This window comes from Streptomyces cyanogenus, from assembly GCF_017526105.1.
Classification (GTDB): domain Bacteria; phylum Actinomycetota; class Actinomycetes; order Streptomycetales; family Streptomycetaceae; genus Streptomyces; species Streptomyces cyanogenus.
This window is the reverse complement of sequence record NZ_CP071839.1, coordinates 2153942-2170356: the sequence shown is the minus strand read 5'-3', so window position 1 is coordinate 2170356 and position 16415 is coordinate 2153942. Positions and strand designations below refer to the sequence as shown.

Here is a 16415-nt window from a genome sequence, read left to right as displayed (position 1 = left end):
TGCTAGTTTTGTCGACGTCCCGTGTTGCCGGAGGGTGTTCCATGTCCGCGTCCGCGAAGCTGCCCCCGTTCGATGCCGCCGACCCGCTCGGGATCGACGACCTGCTGGAACCGGAGGACCTGGCCGTCCGCGACACCGTTCGCAGCTGGGCCGCCGACCGTGTGCTGCCCCACATCGCCGACTGGTACGAGAAGGGCGAGCTGCCCGGCATCCGGGAGCTCGCACGCGAACTGGGTGCGCTCGGCGCGCTCGGCATGTCGCTCACCGGGTACGGCTGCGCGGGCGCGAGCGCCGTGCAGTACGGCCTGGCCTGCCTGGAACTGGAGGCGGCCGACTCCGGCATCCGCTCGCTGGTCTCCGTGCAGGGGTCCCTCGCGATGTACGCCATCCACCGGTTCGGCAGCGAGGAACAGAAGCTCCAGTGGCTGCCGCGCATGGCTGCCGGCGAGGTGATCGGCTGCTTCGGGCTGACCGAGCCCGACCACGGCTCCGACCCCGCCGCCATGCGCACCCACGCCAAGCGCGACGGCGACGACTGGGTGCTGAGCGGCCGCAAGATGTGGATCACCAACGGCTCCGTCGCCGGGGTGGCCGTCGTCTGGGCGCAGACCGAGGAGGGCATCCGCGGCTTCGTCGTCCCCACCGACACCCCCGGCTTCTCCGCACCGGAGATCAAGCACAAGTGGTCCCTGCGCGCCTCGGTCACCAGCGAACTCGTCCTCGACGACGTACGACTGCCCGGCACGGCCGTCCTTCCCGAGGTCACCGGGCTGCGCGGACCGCTCAGCTGTCTCTCGCACGCCCGCTACGGCATCGTCTGGGGCGCGATGGGTGCGGCGCGCAGCAGCTTCGAGGCGGCCCTCGACTACGCCAGGTCACGGGAGCAGTTCGGGCGGCCCATCGGTGGGTTCCAGCTCACCCAGGCCAAGCTCGCCGACATGGCGGTGGAACTGCACAAGGGGATTCTGCTCGCCCACCATCTGGGGCGGCGGATGGACGCCGGCCGCCTGCGTCCCGAGCAGGTCAGCTTCGGCAAGCTCAACAACGTCCGCGAGGCCATCGAGATCTGCCGTACGGCGCGGACGATCCTCGGTGCCAACGGGATCTCCCTGGAGTACCCGGTGATGCGGCACGCGACCAACCTGGAATCGGTGCTCACCTACGAGGGCACCGTCGAGATGCACCAGCTCGTGCTGGGCAAGGCGCTCACCGGGCTCGACGCCTTCCGGTGAGCCCCGGTGCGAGGCAGGGCCGGTGTGCGGCCCTGCCTCAGCTCTGGTTGAAGAAGCCGTCGGAGCGGTGGGCGGACGCCTCACCGCTGATGATCTCCGTGTCGGCCGGGGTGAGCAGGAACACCCGGTTCGAGACCCGGTCGATCGAGCCGCGCAGGCCGAAGATGAGCCCCGCCGCGAAGTCCACGACCCGCTTGGCGTCGCCGGGCTCCATGTTGGTGAGGTTCATGATGACCGGGACACCCTCCCGGAACAGCTCGCCGACGGCGCGGGCGTCCCGGAAGCTGTCCGGGGTGACCGTGCCGATCCGGCGGCCCTTCTCCTCGGCGGTGTCCGTGGCCACCTTCACCCGAGGGTCGGTGACCCAGGCGTCCCCGGACTCGGTGCCCTCGGAGTAGTCGTCGTCGTAGTAGCGCTCGTCATCGTTGTCGTCGACGAGGCCGAGCCACGCACTCGCCTTGCGTACCGATCCCATGGACGCCTCCTCTCACAGCGGTCTTTCTTGCTTTCCGCATCCCTATGGTCATCCATGATGCGGACGCCTCGCCAAGTGGATAGACGCCGCGCGGGGGGTTTGTGACGGTACTGGTGCACAGCGGATCCGTCGAGAGTCCTTGTGCCCCAAGGGGCGAGACTCATACGGCTGCTGACTGAGAGTGAAATATGATTGTCTGCGGCGGACGGGTGATGCGCGGTGCGTACGGGTGAACGCCAACGTCGTATCACAGTACGGGGGATGTTGTGTTCGGAATCGTCAGGCCATGTGCTCACCGGCTCGGTGAGCGGCTGAAGGCCGACTGGACGGCACACTTGTGCGGGCTCTGTCTGGCCCTGCGGCGTGACCACGGCCAGTTCGCACGCATCGTGACGAACTACGACGGACTTCTCATATCGGTTCTGACAGAGGCTCAGACCGGCCCGGTGAGCGGCGGCCGTCGTACGGCCGGCCCGTGTGCGCTGCGTGGCATGCGCACCGCGTCCGTCGCACAGGGTGAGGGCGCGCGGCTCGCCGCCGCCGTCTCACTGGTGCTCGCCGCCGCGAAGGTGCGCGACCACGTCGCCGACCGGGACGGGCTGCTTGGCCGCAGGCCGGTCGCCGCCGCCGCGCGCCGGGTCGCCGCGGGCTGGGGCCGGGCCGGGGAGCACAGCGGGGCGGCGGTCGGGTTCGACACCGGTGTCCTGGTCGACGCGGTCGACCGGCAGCTCGGCGTGGAGAGCGTGGCCGGTCCCGGCACGTCCCTCCTGACGGTCACCGAGCCGACCGAGACCGCGACCGCCGCGGCCTTCGCACACACCGCGGTGCTGGCCGGGCGGCCGGGCAACGCCGAGCCCCTGGCGGAGGCCGGCCGGCTCTTCGGCAGGCTCGCGCACCTGCTGGATGCCGTGGAGGACCGGCGGGCTGACGCCCTGTCGGGTGCCTGGAACCCCCTCACCGTCACCGGCACCCCCCTCACCGAGGCCCGCCGGCTCGCCGACGACGCCCTGCACGGCATCCGGCTCGCCCTGCGGGAGGCCGAGTTCCGCGACGGCGGGCTCGTCCACCTGCTCCTCGTCCACGAGCTGCGCCGTTCGGTGGACCGCGCCTTCGGCACGGCACCGGTGTGCGCGGCCCATCGGCACGGACCGTACGACGCCGGGGCGCCGCAAGGGCCGTACGGTGCCGGAGCGCCGCAGGGGCCCTATGGCGGCGGGATGCCGCACGGGCCGTACGGCGGTGGGAATCCGCAGGGCGCCGGTGCTCCCGCTCCGGGGCATCCGTATGCAGGCGGCGGTTTCCCCGGCGGAGGCAACGGCCACGGCGGGGGCGGCGGCTTCCGCGGCGGTGGTTTCGGCGGTGGTGGTTTCGGGCCGCCGCCCGAGCCCGCCGCCAAGGGCCGGCGCGGTTTCTGGGCGGGCTGCGGGATGTTCTTCGCGCTGCTGTGCACCTGCAGGATGTGCTGCGCCGAGGAATACGAGGGACCGTGGTCCCGGAAGAAGCGCAGCGGCTGCTGTCAGTGGTGCGACTGTTCCTGCCCCGGGGGCTGCGACGGCTGCGATTGCTGCTGCCCCTGCGACGGTTGATTCAGTTCTTGAGTTCCGGCGGGCTGATCTGTGACTTCCTGATCGCCGAACCGGTCGTGCCCCACTTCTTGAGAATCCGGTCGTAGGTGCCGTCGGACAGCAGTCTGTTCACCGCCGCCTGGAATGCGGGTGCCAGTTTCGTGCCCTTCTTGAAGGCGAAACCGACATCCAGGCGGTGGTATTCGTTGAGGAACTTCAGGCCCTCCTGGTGCGCGACGTCGTAGCGCAGGCCGTTGATCGTGGACATCACGATGTCGCTGCGGCCCTGCTGGAGCGAGGACCACAGCGCGCTCGACTCGGCGTACGTCTGCACCCGGTAGGCCTTCTTGCCCGCGTCGGCGCACACGTGCCGGTTCTGCTCCAGCGTGGCCTCGAACGTCGTGCCCGCGCTGGTCGCGACGTTCAGGCCGCACAGCTGCTCCAGGTCGGTGATCTTCGAGAGCTTGCTGTCCTTGCGGGTGGCGAAGCCCTGGCCGTCGTTGATGTAGGTGACGAAGTCGATGGTCTTGCGGCGCTCGTCGGTGACGCCGAAGTTGCTCGCGCCGACGTCGTACTTGCCGCTGTCCAGGGCGGGCAGGATCGCCTCGAAACTCGCCTGCTCCACCTTCAGCCTGATGCCGAGGACCTGGGCGACGGCCTTGGTGAAGTCGACGTCCTGGCCGGTCAGGGTCTTGCCGTCGGCGAGGTAGGTGGTGCCGGGCGGGGTGCCGCCGACGCTCACCGCGACGGTGAGGCGCGTCGTGCCTGCGGGCAGCAGCCTCGCCGCGGAGTCGTCCTTGCGCACGGCGGAGACGACGTCCGTGGTGGGCACGCCATCGGACCCGGCCGCCACTCCGGAGGCGTCCGTGCCGCCCGAGCCACCGGATCCGGAGCCGCAGGCGGTCAGGAACAGCGCGGCCGACGTAATGGTGGCAAAGGATATGAAATGGCGATAAGCGGGCGTGCGCATCGGAAAGCGGTCTCCTGAAGCAGAAGGGGTGCTGAAACGCGAAAGGGTGCTCAAACGCAAAAGGGGTGCTGCAGCGCGAGGGGAGGCGGTGCGTGTGTGAAGGCGGGAAAAGCAGCAGAGCGCAAGAGAACGCGAGAACGCCGCCCCCAGGGCAGGCGCGCGCAGGGGGTCAGCTCAACACGAACAGGACCACACGCGACCGAAGTCGATGTGGGAGCGGGTGACCAGCCACTGCTGTGGATGCATGGGCCAAGTGGAACAGGCATCCGGTTTCCCGTCAACCGAGTTGAGATGTACGGCTCACACTCTGGACAGCCTTGACAGCGGACGGAAACGCCCCCGTACTCTCGATGCACGGCTCTGCTGAGGGGCTCGGCCGTAGGCGCGCCGCGCGGCGCACCCGTGTGAAGGCACCACCCCGTTCCGACGCCTCATCGCGTCTTTGACGACTCGCGTCACGGAGCCTTCGCATGTCATCCGACACCCTCGCCAAAGTCCCCACCGCGCCGGACGTACCCGAGCCGGCCGACGCCCCCCGGATCGTCCCGCAGCGCCGGTACGGCCAGTGGGCGGCAGCCGTCGTCGTCCTCGTGCTGCTCGGGTTCGCCGTCAACTCCGTCCTGCGCAACCGGGCGTTCCAGTGGGACGTCGTCGCCGAGTACTTCACCTCGGACTCCGTCCTGCGCGGACTGTGGCTCACGCTGTGGCTCACCGCGGTGGTGATGGTCCTCGGCTTCGCCCTCGGCACCCTGCTCGCCGCGTTCCGACTGTCCGCCAACCCCGTGCTGCGGGCGGTCGGCTGGGGGTACGTCTGGCTGTTCCGGTCCATCCCGATCCTGGTCCAGCTGCTGCTGTGGTTCAACATCGGGGCGCTCTACCCACGGCTGTTCGGCGTGCGGACCGTCGACCTGCTCAGCCCGGTCGCCGTCGCGATCATCGGCCTCACCCTGCACGAGGCCGCCTACGCCGCCGAGGTCGTGCGCGGCGGCATCCTCTCCGTCGACCGCGGCCAGGTCGAGGCCGCCCAGGCACTCGGCCTGAGCCCGTGGCGGCGCTGGTGGCGGATCGTGCTGCCGCAGGCGATGCGCGCCATCGTGCCGCCCGCCGGCAACATGCTGATCGGCACTCTCAAGGGCACCTCGATCGTCAGCGTCATCGCGGTCAACGACCTGCTGTTCTCGGCCCAGTTGATCTACCACCGCACCTACCAGGTGATTCCCCTGCTCATGGTCGCCACCCTCTGGTACGCCGTGGTCACCTCACTGCTGGGCATCGGCCAGCACTACGTCGAGAAGCGCTACGCCCGCGGCACGGAGAACGCCCGATGAGGCGGCAGCTGGTGATCGTCGGAGCCGGGCCGCGGGGGACCGGCATCCTGGAACGCCTCGCCGCCAACGCGCCCGAGCTGTACGCCGGCCCGGGCCTCGACATCCATCTGGTCGACCCCCATCCGCCGGGCGGCGGACGCATCTGGCGGCAGGCGCAGTCGCCGCTGCTGTGGATGAACTCGCAGGCCGAGGACGTCACCATGTTCACCGACGACACGGTGACCATGGCCGGCCCGGTGCGCGAGGGACCCACCCTGCACGAGTGGGCCGGGCTGGACGGCCGTACCTTCCCCGACCGGCAGCTCCAGGGCCGTTATCTGCGCTGGGTGTACGACCGGGCCCTCGCCGACCTGCCCCCGAACGTCACCGTCCACCACCACCCCCACCGCGCCCTGCGGGTCCGTGGGCCGCGCGACGGCCGCCAGCAGGTGTGGCTGGAGGGCCGCCCCCGCCCGCTCCCGGCCGACCTGGTGATCCTCGCCGTAGGCCACCAGGACGCCGAACTCGACCCCGAGCAGAGCGAGTTGTCCGCGTACGCCCGGGAGCACGGCCTGGTGCACCTGCCGCCCGACTTCACCGCCGACAGCGACCTGTCCGCGCTCGAACCCGGCGCACCCGTCCTCGTCCGCGGCTTCGGGCTGGCCTTCGTCGACCTGATGGTGCTGCTCACCGAGGGCCGCGGCGGCCGGTACGAGGGCGACACCTACGTCCCCTCGGGGCGGGAACCGGTGCTGTACGTCGGCTCCCGGCGCGGGGTGCCGTACCACTCGAAGATCGGCTACGACTGGACCGGCGACCGGCCCCCGCTGCCCCGCTTCCTCGGCCCCGCCGAAGTGGCGGAGCTGCTGGCCCGGCCCGCAGGCTTCGACTTCCGGCGCGATGTGTGGCCGCTGGTCGAGAAGGAGCTGGGCTTCGCCCACTACCACCGGCTGTTCACCGCCCACCCCGGGCGTACGGCGATGGCCTGGACCGACTTCGAGGAGAAGTACGCGGCGGCCGGCGACGCCGCCGACACCCAGGCCCTGGTCGCCGCCGCCGTCCCGGATCCGGCCGACCGGCTCGACCTCGGTGCGCTCGACCACCCGCTGGAGGGCGTGCGGTACGCCTCGCACGACGACTTCCAGGAAGGGCTCCGGGCGTACGTCGAGGCGGACCTGAGACGCCGGCACGATCCGGCGTACAGCGCCGACCTGGCCGTCTTCCTCGGCCTGCTCTCCGTCTACGGGCAGCTGGTGCGGCTCGGCGACATCGGGTCCTGGTGGCACGGGTTCTTCAGCTACCTGGCGTCCGGGCCGCCCGGGCCCCGGCTGCGGCAGATGCTCGCGCTGTCCCGGGCCGGACTGCTCCGGTTCGTCGGGGCCGGCATGGCCGTCACCGCCGAGGACGGCGTGTTCCGGGCCACCAGCCCCACCGTGCCGGGGTTCTCCGTCGAGGCCCGGGCACTGGTGGAGGCCCGGCTGCCCGAGCCCACCATCGGGCGCGCCCGCGACAGCCTGCTGCGCGAGCTGCACGCCGAGGGCGCCGCCGAGACCCCCGAGGGACTGCTCCGGGTCGACCCCGGCGACGGCCGGATCCTCGACCGGGCCGGGCGCCCGCATCCCCGGCGCTTCGCGCTCGGCCCGTACACCGACGCCCGTACCCCGGGCGCCTTCACCCGCCCCCGCACCGGCGGCCCCGCCTTCCGGCAGAACGACGCCACCGCCCGGGCGGTGCTGGCCCTGCTGAGCGGCTCACTGGAAAAGGAACTCGCGCGATGAGCGTCATGGTCGACATCAGGTCGGTGCACAAGAGCTTCGGCTCGCTGGACGTGCTCAGGGGCATCGACCTCCAGGTGCGCGCCGGTGAGGTCACCGTCGTGCTGGGGCCCTCCGGCTCCGGCAAGTCCACACTGCTGCGCACCGTCAACCACCTGGAGAAGGTGGACCGGGGCGAGATCAGCGTGGACGGCGTGCTGATGGGATACCGGCGGGCCGGGGACAGGCTGCACGAGCTGCCCGAGCGGGAGGTGCTCCGGCAGCGCACCCGGATCGGGTTCGTCTTCCAGAACTTCAACCTCTTTCCGCACCTCACCGTCCTGGACAACGTCGTCGAGGCGCCGGTGTCCGCGCTGAAGCGGCCCCGGAAGGCGGCGGTGGACAGCGCGCACCGGCTGCTGGCACGGGTCGGCCTCGGGGACAAGGCCGGCGCCTATCCGCGGCAGCTGTCCGGCGGACAGCAGCAGCGGGTCGCCATCGCGCGGGCGCTGGCGCTGGAACCGAAGCTGCTGCTGTTCGACGAGCCGACGTCGGCGCTCGATCCCGAGCTGGTGGGGGAAGTGCTGGACGTCATCCGGGACCTGGCGGCGCAGGGCACGACGATGATCGTCGTCACGCACGAGATCGCGTTCGCCCGGGAGGTCGCCGACACGGTGGTGTTCATGGCCGACGGGCGGATCGTGGAACGGGGGGCGCCGGACGAGGTGCTGTCCGCTCCGCGGGAGGAGCGGACGCGGGCGTTCCTGGCGAAGGTGCTCTGAAGTGGGCAGGGGGCGCGGTGGGTTCGGCACCGCCGGTCCACGCCGTGGTGACCGCTCGCCGCTGAGGCGCCAACAGGGGCTGTGGCGGCAACCAGGCGTGCGGCGCCAAGGGGGGCTGCGGTGGCCGCGAGGCCTGCGGCGCCAACGGGGGCTGCGGTGGCAGCGAGGCGTCCGGGGCTGCGCGGGGCTGTGGCGGCAGCGGGGCGTACGGGGGTGTGCGGGGCTGTGGCGGCAGCGGGGCGTGCGGGGGTGTGCGGGGCTGTGGCGGCAGCGAGGCGTGCGGGGGTGCGCGGGGCTGCGGTGGCCGCGAGGCGTGCGGGAGTGCGCGGGGCTGTGGCGGCAGCGAGGCGTGCGGCGCCAAGGGGGGCTGCGGTGGCCGCGGGGCGTGCGCGGGTGTGCAGGGCTGCGGTGGCGACAAGGGGTGCGGAGGCGTCCGGTATGAGCAGTCTGCTGCATCTCGCCGCCGCGCTCGACCAGCCCGGCTCCTTCGACGCCGGGGCCTGCGTCGAGCTGGCGCGGCTCGCCGAGCGCGGCGGGCTGGACTTCGTCACGCTGGACGACCCCTTGGCCCGGACCGGGCCCGACGCGCTCGGCGTGCTGTGCCGGGTGGCGCCCGCGACCCGGCGGATCGGGCTGGTGCCGACCGTCACCACCACCCGCACCGAGCCCTTCCGGGTGCGGGCCGCCGTGGACACCCTGGACTGGGTCAGCCGGGGCCGGGCCGGCTGGCGGATCGACGTGTCCACCACCGAGGGGGACGCCCGGCTGTTCGGCCGCCGCGACGCGGTCCCGGCCGAGTCCCCCTGGCAGGAGGCGGGACAGGCCGTCGACGTGACGGCGAGGGTGGGGGACGGCCGGGACGAGTCCACCGGCCGGTTCCTCGACCGGGACCGGCCGCACCGCGTCGACCGCACCGGCACCGCCTTCCCGGTCGGGGGCCCGTCGACCGTGCCCCGGCCGCCGCAGGGCCACCCCGTGCGCGTGGTCGACGTCACCGACGGCCCCGCCCGGACGGTCGCGGCCCGGTGCGCGGACGTCGCCCTGGTGCGTGCCGTCGCGCCCGCGCAGGCCGCCGGCGTACGGGACCGACTGCGGGAGGAGACAAGAGCGTTCGGGCGGGACCCGGACGCGTTGCGGATCCTGGTGAGCCTGCTGGTCGACCTCGGCGACGGCGAGTACGCGGCCATGCAGGGGCACGGGGGCGGCGGACCGCGGCCCACCGTGCAGGGCCCGCTGTACCGGGGCGGCCCGGTCGACCTCGCGGAGCTGGTGTCCGCCTGGCACGCCGACGGCGTCACCGACGGCTTCCACCTCGTGCCCGTCGAACCGCGCCGCGATCTGGAGCGGCTGGTCAACGGCACGGTGGCACTGCTCCAGCACCGCGGGTTGTTCCGCACCTTCTACCCGGGCGGCACCCTGCGCGAGCACCTGGGCCTGGCCCGGCCCGCCGACCCGTACACCGTCCCCGGGGCGACGGCCGTGACCGGGGGAACGTCGTGACCGTACGGCGGCTGCACCCGGCGGACGGGCCGCCGGCGGTTTCGTACCGGTCCCGCAGCTCCCGGCCGGCCGGCGAGAACTGATCATGACGAGCTGTTCACAGTGGAGAGGAACCGATGGCATGACGACCGACGCGTTCGACGCCTGGAAGCAGTGGCACGAGCAGCGCGTGGAGAGCGTCTCGGCGCCCTACGGGCCGCTCGCGCTGACCGCGACGCACTGGATCGAGGACTATCCGGAGGGTCGACTTCCGGACATTCCCGGGAAGTGGGTGGCGGATGAGGACGGGGTGGTGCTAACGGCCGACGGGAGCGACGGTCTGACGGTGGACGGCCGGCCCTTCCGGGGCGCGGCCAGGCTGTCCGCGGACGGCGCCCCGGAGTCCGGGACGCGGGTCGCGCTCGGTGCGAAGCGGCTGGTCGTGCTGGTGCGCGAGGGGGTGTGGGGAGTGCGGGTGTACGACCCCGGCTCCGCCGCCCGGCAGGCCTTCCGGGGCATCGAGGCCGAGCCCTACGACCCCCGCTGGTCGGTGCCGGGGCGGTTCACACCGTACGACGGGACGCGCACCATCCGGGTCGGCAACGCGGACGGCCGTGAGCGCGGCTTCGCCCTCGCCGGCGAACTCGCCTTCTCCCTGGGCGGACAGGAGCGGACGCTGAAGGTCGCGCAGCAGGGGGACGGGCTGCTGTGGGCGGTGTTCGCCGACGCCACCAGCGGCGACACGAGCTTCCGGTTCCGCTTCCTCTTTGCGCCGGCCCCGGACGCCGAGGGACGTACGACCGTCGACTTCAACCGCGCCCAACTCCCGCCCTGCGCCTTCGCGGACCACTTCCTCTGCCCCTTCCCGGCTCCCGGCAACACGCTGGACGCGGCGATCGAGGCGGGGGAACGCCGGCTGGGCTGACCTGCGGTGCCGCCGGCCCGGGCCGCGTTGGGGCGTTCGGGTGGTTCCGGGCCGACGGCCGAAAGGCACCCTTGTGCCGACCGGCCGTTCGGCCGAATACTCCCCCCAGCGCTTGTCAGGGGCATGCGTATTCGAATTCCGGTCGGCCCCTGGCTGCGCCTCACGGGCCCCGACCCCACGCGGGCCCCCCGACTTCCCTTGGAGGGAACGACAAGTGAGGAACAAGCGCACCACTCCCCACGCCGGCATGGCGAGACGGACCCGGCTGACCGCCGTGGCCACCGGCTTCCTGGCCGCAGCCGCGTTCGCCGCCCCCACCGCGAACGCCAGTGATGCCCACACGTTCAGCGCCACCCAGCTCGCCAAGGCGAGCGACTCCGTCCTGAAGGCCGACATCCCCGGTACGGCCTGGGCGGTGGACGGCAAGACCAACCGCGTCGTCGTCACCGTCGACAGCACGGTGTCCCAGGCCGAGATCGCCAAGATCAGGAAGCAGGCCGGCGCCACCGCGGACGCCCTGGTCGTCAAGCGCACGCCGGGCAGGTTCAACAAGCTCATCTCCGGCGGCGACGCCATCTACGCGAGCAGCTGGCGCTGCTCGCTGGGCTTCAACGTCCAGGACTCCAGCGGCAACTACTACTTCCTGACCGCCGGGCACTGCACCGACGGCGCGGGCACCTGGTGGTCGAACTCCTCCCACAGCACCACGCTCGGCACCACGGCCGGCTCCAGCTTCCCGGGCAACGACTACGGCATCGTGCGCTACACCAACAGCTCGGTGACCAAGTCGGGATCCGTGGGCAGCCAGGACATCACCAGCGCGGCCACGCCCTCCGTGGGCACGACCGTCTACCGGCGCGGGTCCACGACCGGTACGCACAGCGGCCGGGTCACCGCGCTGAACGCCACGGTCAACTACGGCGGCGGCGACATCGTCTCCGGCCTGATCCAGACCACCGTCTGCGCCGAGCCCGGCGACTCCGGCGGCCCGCTGTACGGCGGCTCCACGGCCTACGGCCTGACCTCGGGCGGCAGCGGTGACTGCAGCTCCGGCGGTACGACGTTCTTCCAGCCGGTGACCGAGGCGCTGAGCGCCTACGGGGTGCACGTCTACTGACGACCCGCTGACCTCCTCCGTCTGCCGGCAGCCGGCCCCCGCACGCCTCGGGCGTGCGGGGGCCTCGTCGTGCGCGGGTGCCCCGGGGGCCTCGGAGCCGCCGCCCGGGAGGGCCTGTTTGCGCAGGTGAGAGGCCGCGTCCTGGATGTCGTACACATGTTCGGGAATGGGGGTATGGTGGAGGTGGGGAAGTTGGAACTGATGTTCGAGAGTCGTTCGGGGCTCACGAGTGCGGGAGGTGTGTGTGCCGGGCTTCGCGCATCTGCACACCGTCTCCGGGTTCTCCCTGAGGTACGGGGCGTCCCATCCGGAGCGGCTGGCCGAGCGCGCCGCGGAGCGGGGAATGGACGCCCTGGCCCTGACCGACCGCGACACCCTCGCCGGTACCGTGCGTTTCGCCAAGGCGTGCGCCGGGGCCGGCGTGCGTCCGCTGTTCGGGGTGGACCTGGCGGTGGAGGCGCGGGAGGCCGTACGGCGTGAGAGGCGGCGTACGCCGGTGCGCGGTGGTGCCTTCGTGGACGAGTCGGCCCCCCGGGCGACCTTCCTCGCCCGGGACGGCGCCCGGGGCTGGGCCGACCTGTGCGGGCTGGTCACGGCGGCGCACGCGGGGGAGGGGGTCCCGCTGCTTCCGTGGGCCGGCAACCAGGGCGACGGTCTGGTGGTGCTGCTCGGGCCGGGGTCGGACGTGGGGCGGGCGCTCGCCGCCGGGCGCCCCGACCGGGCGGCGGAACTGCTCGTGCCGTGGCGCGAGGTCTACGGCGACGCGCTGCGACTGGAGGCCGTCTGGCACGGGCGTACGGGTACGGGGGCCGGTTCCCTGCGGCTGGCGGCCCGTACCGTCGGGTTCGCCGCCGAGCAGGGGGTGCGGCCGGTGCTCAGCAACGCCGTCCGGTACGCCGATCCCGGGCAGGGGCCGGTCGCCGACGTACTGGATGCCGCACGGCGTCTGGTGCCGATCGACCCCCGGGCGGAGCTGGACTCCGGCGAGGCCTGGCTGAAGGACGGGCAGGCCATGCTGCACGTGGCCGAGCGGGTCGTGGAGGCCGCCGGGTACCGGCGGGACACCGCCCTGCGACTGCTGGAGCAGACCCGGGCCACGGCCGCCGAGTGCCGGGTCGACCCCGAGGGCGACCTGGGGATGGGGAGTGTGCACTTTCCCGAGGCGCACCTCGTCGGCGCCGGCCGGCGCACCGCGCAGCGGGCGCTCGCCTCGCGGGCGGTGGCGGGCATGCTGCGGCTCGGGTACGCCGGGCGGCGCGCGTACTGGGAGCGGATGCACCACGAGCTGGACATCATCGCCCATCACGGCTTCGCCTCCTACTTCCTGACGGTCGCCCAGGTCGTCGACGACGTACGCGGGATGGGGATCCGGGTGGCCGCCCGGGGCTCCGGTGCCGGGTCGCTCGTCAACCACCTGCTGGGGATCGCGCACGCCGATCCGGTCGAGCACGGGCTGCTGATGGAGCGCTTCCTCTCCAAGGAGCGTGTGGTGCTGCCCGACATCGACATCGATGTGGAGTCCGCGCGGCGGCTGGAGGTCTACCGGGCGATCATCGGCCGGTTCGGCGCGGAGCGGGTGGCGACCGTGTCCATGCCGGAGACCTACCGGGTGCGGCACGCGATCCGGGACGTGGGGGCCGCGCTGTCCATGGACCCGGCCGAGATCGACCGGATCGCCAAGTCCTTCCCGCACATCCGGGCGCGTGACGCCCGTGCCGCGCTGGCCGAGCTGCCCGAGCTGAAGCAGCTGGCCGGGGAGACGCGGCGGGAGGGTGCGAAGTACGGCAGGCTGTGGGAGCTGGTGGAGGCTCTCGACGCCCTGCCGCGCGGGGTCGCCATGCACCCGTGCGGGGTGCTGCTGTCGGACGCCTCCCTGCTCGCCCGTACGCCGGTGGTGCCGACCAGCGGTGAGGGGCTGCCCATGTCGCAGTTCGACAAGGAGGACGTGGAGGACCTCGGCCTGCTCAAGCTGGATGTGCTGGGCGTGCGGATGCAGTCGGCGATGGCGCACGCGGTCGCCGAGGTGGAGCGGGTGACCGGGGAGCGGATCGACCTGGACGCGGTGCCGCCGGGGGACCCGGAGACGTACCGGCTGATCCGGTCCACCGAGACGCTGGGCTGCTTCCAGATCGAGTCGCCGGGACAGCGGGACCTGGTGGGGCGGCTGCAGCCGAGCACCTTCCACGATCTGGTGGTCGACATCTCGCTGTTCCGGCCCGGCCCCGTCGCCGCCGACATGGTGCGGCCGTTCATCGAGGCGCGGCACGGGCGGGCGCCGGTGCGCTATCCGCACCCGGACCTGGAGGAGCCGCTGAAGGGGACGTACGGGGTCGTCGTCTTCCACGAGCAGGTCATCGACATCGTCGCCCTCATGACCGGCTGCGGCCGGGGCGAGGCCGACCGGGTGCGGCGCGGGCTGTCCGAACCGGAGTCGCAGGGGCGGATCAGGGTGTGGTTCGCCCAGCAGGCGGCGGCCAGGGGATACGACGCGGAGACGATCCGGCGGACCTGGGAGATCGTGGAGGCCTTCGGGTCGTACGGCTTCTGCAAGGCGCACGCCGTCGCCTTCGCCGTACCCACCTACCAGTCGGCGTGGCTGAAGGCGCATCACCCGGCCGCCTTCTACGCCGGGCTGCTCACGCACGACCCCGGGATGTACCCGAAGCGGCTGCTGCTGGCGGACGCCCGGCGGCGCGGGGTGCCGATCCTGCCGTTGGACGTGAACGTCTCCGGGGTCGCACACAGGATCGAACTGGTGTCTGAATCACCGGAGGTGTGGGGGCTGCGGCTCGCCCTCTGCGACGTCCACGGCATCAGCGAGGCCGAGGCGCAGCGGATCGCGGACGGGCAGCCGTACGCCTCCCTGCTGGACTTCTGGGAACGGGCCCGGCCCAGCAGGCCGCTGGCCGGACGGCTGGCCCAGGTGGGCGCGCTGGACGCCTTCGGCGCCAACCGGCGCGACCTGCAACTGCACCTGACCGAACTGCACCGCGGCGCCCGGAGCGGTGGCGGCGGTCAACTCCCGCTGGCGGGCGGGCGGAAGACCGCCCCGGCCGGGCTGCCGGACCTGTCCGCCGCGGAGCGGCTCAGCGCCGAGCTGGGGGTGCTGTCCATGGACGCCTCGCGCAATCTGATGGACGACTACCGCACGTTCCTCGACGAGCTGGGCGTGGTCTCCGCGCGCCGGCTGCGCGAGGCCCGGCACGGGGAGACCGTGCTGGTCGCGGGCGCCAAGGCGGCCACCCAGACTCCGCCGATCCGCTCCGGCAAGCGGGTCGTCTTCTCCACCCTGGACGACGGCACAGGGCTGGTCGACCTCGCGTTCTTCGACGACTCGCACGACGCCTGCGCCCACACTGTCTTCCACTCCTGGCTGCTGCTGGTGCGCGGAGTGGTGCAGCGGCGCGGCCCGCGCAGCCTGAGCGTGGTCGGCTCCGCCGCCTGGAACCTCGCCGAACTGGTCGAGGTGCGGCACGCGGAGGGACTCGACGGGGTCGCGGCCCGGCTGGCCGGACCGTCCGGCACGGACGGCTCCCCGGCCGGGGACGACGGCGGTTCGCTCCGGGCCCGGCTCGCCGGCTGCGAGGGGCTGCCCGCGCCGGCCGGCTCCGCGGCCCGTGACCCGGTGGCGGACCGGACGATCCGCATGCCCACGGGGTACGAGATGCACCCCTGGGCCGATCTGCGGCCCGCCGGCCAGGACGCCGCGCAGGGGCCCGCGGCGATACGGAAGTTGTGGCACCAGAGTCCGGGGAGTGCGGGATGACCATCCTCTGCGTACGTTTCCAGCTGCCGCCGATGTACGAGGCGGCCCTGCCGGGACTGCTCGGGCTGCTGGAGGAGTTCACCCCGGTGGTCGAGGCGCTGCCGCCGGACGGGGCGCTGGCCGATCTCCGGGGCGCCGAGCGGTACTTCGGGCGCAGTGCCGTGGAGCTGGCCTCGGTGATCCGGGTGCGGGCCCTCGCCCGGTACGGCGTCGACTGCGCGATCGGTGCCGGTCCGGGACCGATGCTGGCCCGCGTGGCGCTGCGCGACGCCCGGCCCGGGGTCACCTGCGCGGTGCCCGAGGACGCCGTCGCCGGGTTCCTCGCCGACAAGCCCGTCGCCGCACTGCCCGGCATCGGCGCGGCGACCGCCCGCACTCTGGGCGAGTACGGCCTGGACACCCTGGGCCTGGTCGCCGCCGCGCCGCTGTCCACGCTCCAGCGGCTGATCGGTGCGAAGGCCGGCCGCGAGCTGCGCGAGAAGGCGAGCGGTGTCGACCGGGGCCGGGTCGTCCCGAACGCCGCCGCGCGGTCGCTGATGACGGAACGGGCCTTCGCCATCGACGAGTTGGACCCCGTCCGGCACCGTGGAGCGCTGCTGTCGGCGGCCGAGGAGATCGGCGCCCGGCTGCGCGCGGTGGAGAAGGTGTGCCGCACCCTGACCCTCACCGTGCGCTACGCCGACCGGTCCGCCACCATCCGCAGCCGCACCCTGAAGGAGCCGACCGCGCACACGGCTGCCCTGGCCCGGGCGGCCTACGGCATGTACGACTCGCTCGGCCTGCAGCGTGCCCGGGTCCGTGCGCTCGCCCTGCGCGCCGAGGGCCTGACCCCCGCCGAACAGGCCTCCTACCAGCTCACCTTCGACCCCGTGGACGAGAAGGCCCGCCGCCTGGAGGAGGTCGCGGACCGCGCCCGGGCGAAGTTCGGGCCACACGCCGTGATGCCGGGGTCGCTGGGCCGCGGCGGCTCCTCGTCGGTCGGCCGGCCCCGGGCGGCGTGAGACCACGCCTCCGGTTAACACGGGAGGTTTTTACCGACGCGT

General features: G+C 72.8%; 12 protein-coding genes. 10 read left to right on the top strand and 2 right to left on the bottom strand.

The window, feature by feature from the left end; translation table 11 throughout:
• The first annotated feature begins 41 nt into the window (after positions 1-41).
• Complete coding sequence (locus S1361_RS09670) at positions 42-1232, top strand: acyl-CoA dehydrogenase family protein (RefSeq protein WP_208031432.1); 1191 nt, start codon at positions 42-44, stop codon at positions 1230-1232.
• 37 nt (positions 1233-1269) lie between these two features.
• Here the strand turns inward: S1361_RS09670 and S1361_RS09665 are convergent, their stop codons facing one another.
• Positions 1270-1707 carry a cell division protein SepF gene (locus S1361_RS09665; RefSeq protein ID WP_208031431.1) on the bottom strand — a complete coding sequence of 146 codons (438 nt, stop codon included), beginning with the start codon at positions 1705-1707 and terminating at the stop codon, positions 1270-1272.
• A gap of 266 nt (positions 1708-1973) precedes the next feature.
• Here S1361_RS09665 and S1361_RS09660 point away from each other — a divergent pair, with 266 nt between their 5' ends.
• On the top strand, positions 1974-3293 hold the full coding sequence (locus S1361_RS09660; protein WP_208031430.1) for a DUF5685 family protein: 1320 nt from the start codon (positions 1974-1976) through the stop codon (positions 3291-3293).
• Between the two features lies 1 nt (position 3294).
• On the opposite strand, the gene S1361_RS09655 is transcribed toward S1361_RS09660, so the two are convergent.
• Positions 3295-4242, bottom strand: coding sequence for an ABC transporter substrate-binding protein (locus tag S1361_RS09655; RefSeq protein WP_208031429.1), 948 nt, complete (start codon positions 4240-4242; stop codon positions 3295-3297).
• A 470-nt stretch (positions 4243-4712) separates the two neighbouring features.
• Here S1361_RS09655 and S1361_RS09650 point away from each other — a divergent pair, with 470 nt between their 5' ends.
• From S1361_RS09650 to S1361_RS09615, 8 genes are all read left to right on the top strand, one after another.
• Entirely contained in the window at positions 4713-5570 is an 858-nt protein-coding gene (locus S1361_RS09650) for an amino acid ABC transporter permease (RefSeq protein WP_208031428.1), read from the top strand.
• On the top strand, positions 5567-7327 hold the full coding sequence (locus S1361_RS09645; protein ID WP_208031427.1) for an FAD/NAD(P)-binding protein: 1761 nt from the start codon (positions 5567-5569) through the stop codon (positions 7325-7327). Before S1361_RS09650 ends, S1361_RS09645 begins: the two co-directional genes overlap by 4 nt.
• Complete coding sequence (locus S1361_RS09640; protein ID WP_279577606.1) at positions 7324-8085, top strand: amino acid ABC transporter ATP-binding protein; 762 nt, start codon at positions 7324-7326, stop codon at positions 8083-8085. The genes S1361_RS09645 and S1361_RS09640 overlap by 4 nt, the downstream gene beginning before the upstream one ends.
• 438 nt (positions 8086-8523) lie before the next feature.
• Entirely contained in the window at positions 8524-9585 is a 1062-nt protein-coding gene (locus S1361_RS09635) for an LLM class flavin-dependent oxidoreductase (protein WP_208031426.1), read from the top strand.
• 121 nt (positions 9586-9706) lie between these two features.
• Complete coding sequence (locus tag S1361_RS09630; RefSeq protein WP_208031425.1) at positions 9707-10489, top strand: DUF1684 domain-containing protein; 783 nt, start codon at positions 9707-9709, stop codon at positions 10487-10489.
• 214 nt (positions 10490-10703) lie between these two features.
• Positions 10704-11606 (top strand): S1 family peptidase, encoded by a 903-nt coding sequence (locus tag S1361_RS09625; RefSeq protein WP_208031424.1) that lies wholly within the window; start codon positions 10704-10706, stop codon positions 11604-11606.
• A gap of 244 nt (positions 11607-11850) precedes the next feature.
• Positions 11851-15372, top strand: a complete 3522-nt coding sequence (locus tag S1361_RS09620) for a DNA polymerase III subunit alpha (protein ID WP_208031423.1) — start codon at positions 11851-11853, stop codon at positions 15370-15372.
• Positions 15369-16373 (top strand): DNA polymerase Y family protein, encoded by a 1005-nt coding sequence (locus S1361_RS09615; RefSeq protein WP_208031422.1) that lies wholly within the window; start codon positions 15369-15371, stop codon positions 16371-16373. Before S1361_RS09620 ends, S1361_RS09615 begins: the two co-directional genes overlap by 4 nt.
• Positions 16374-16415 lie beyond the last annotated feature (42 nt).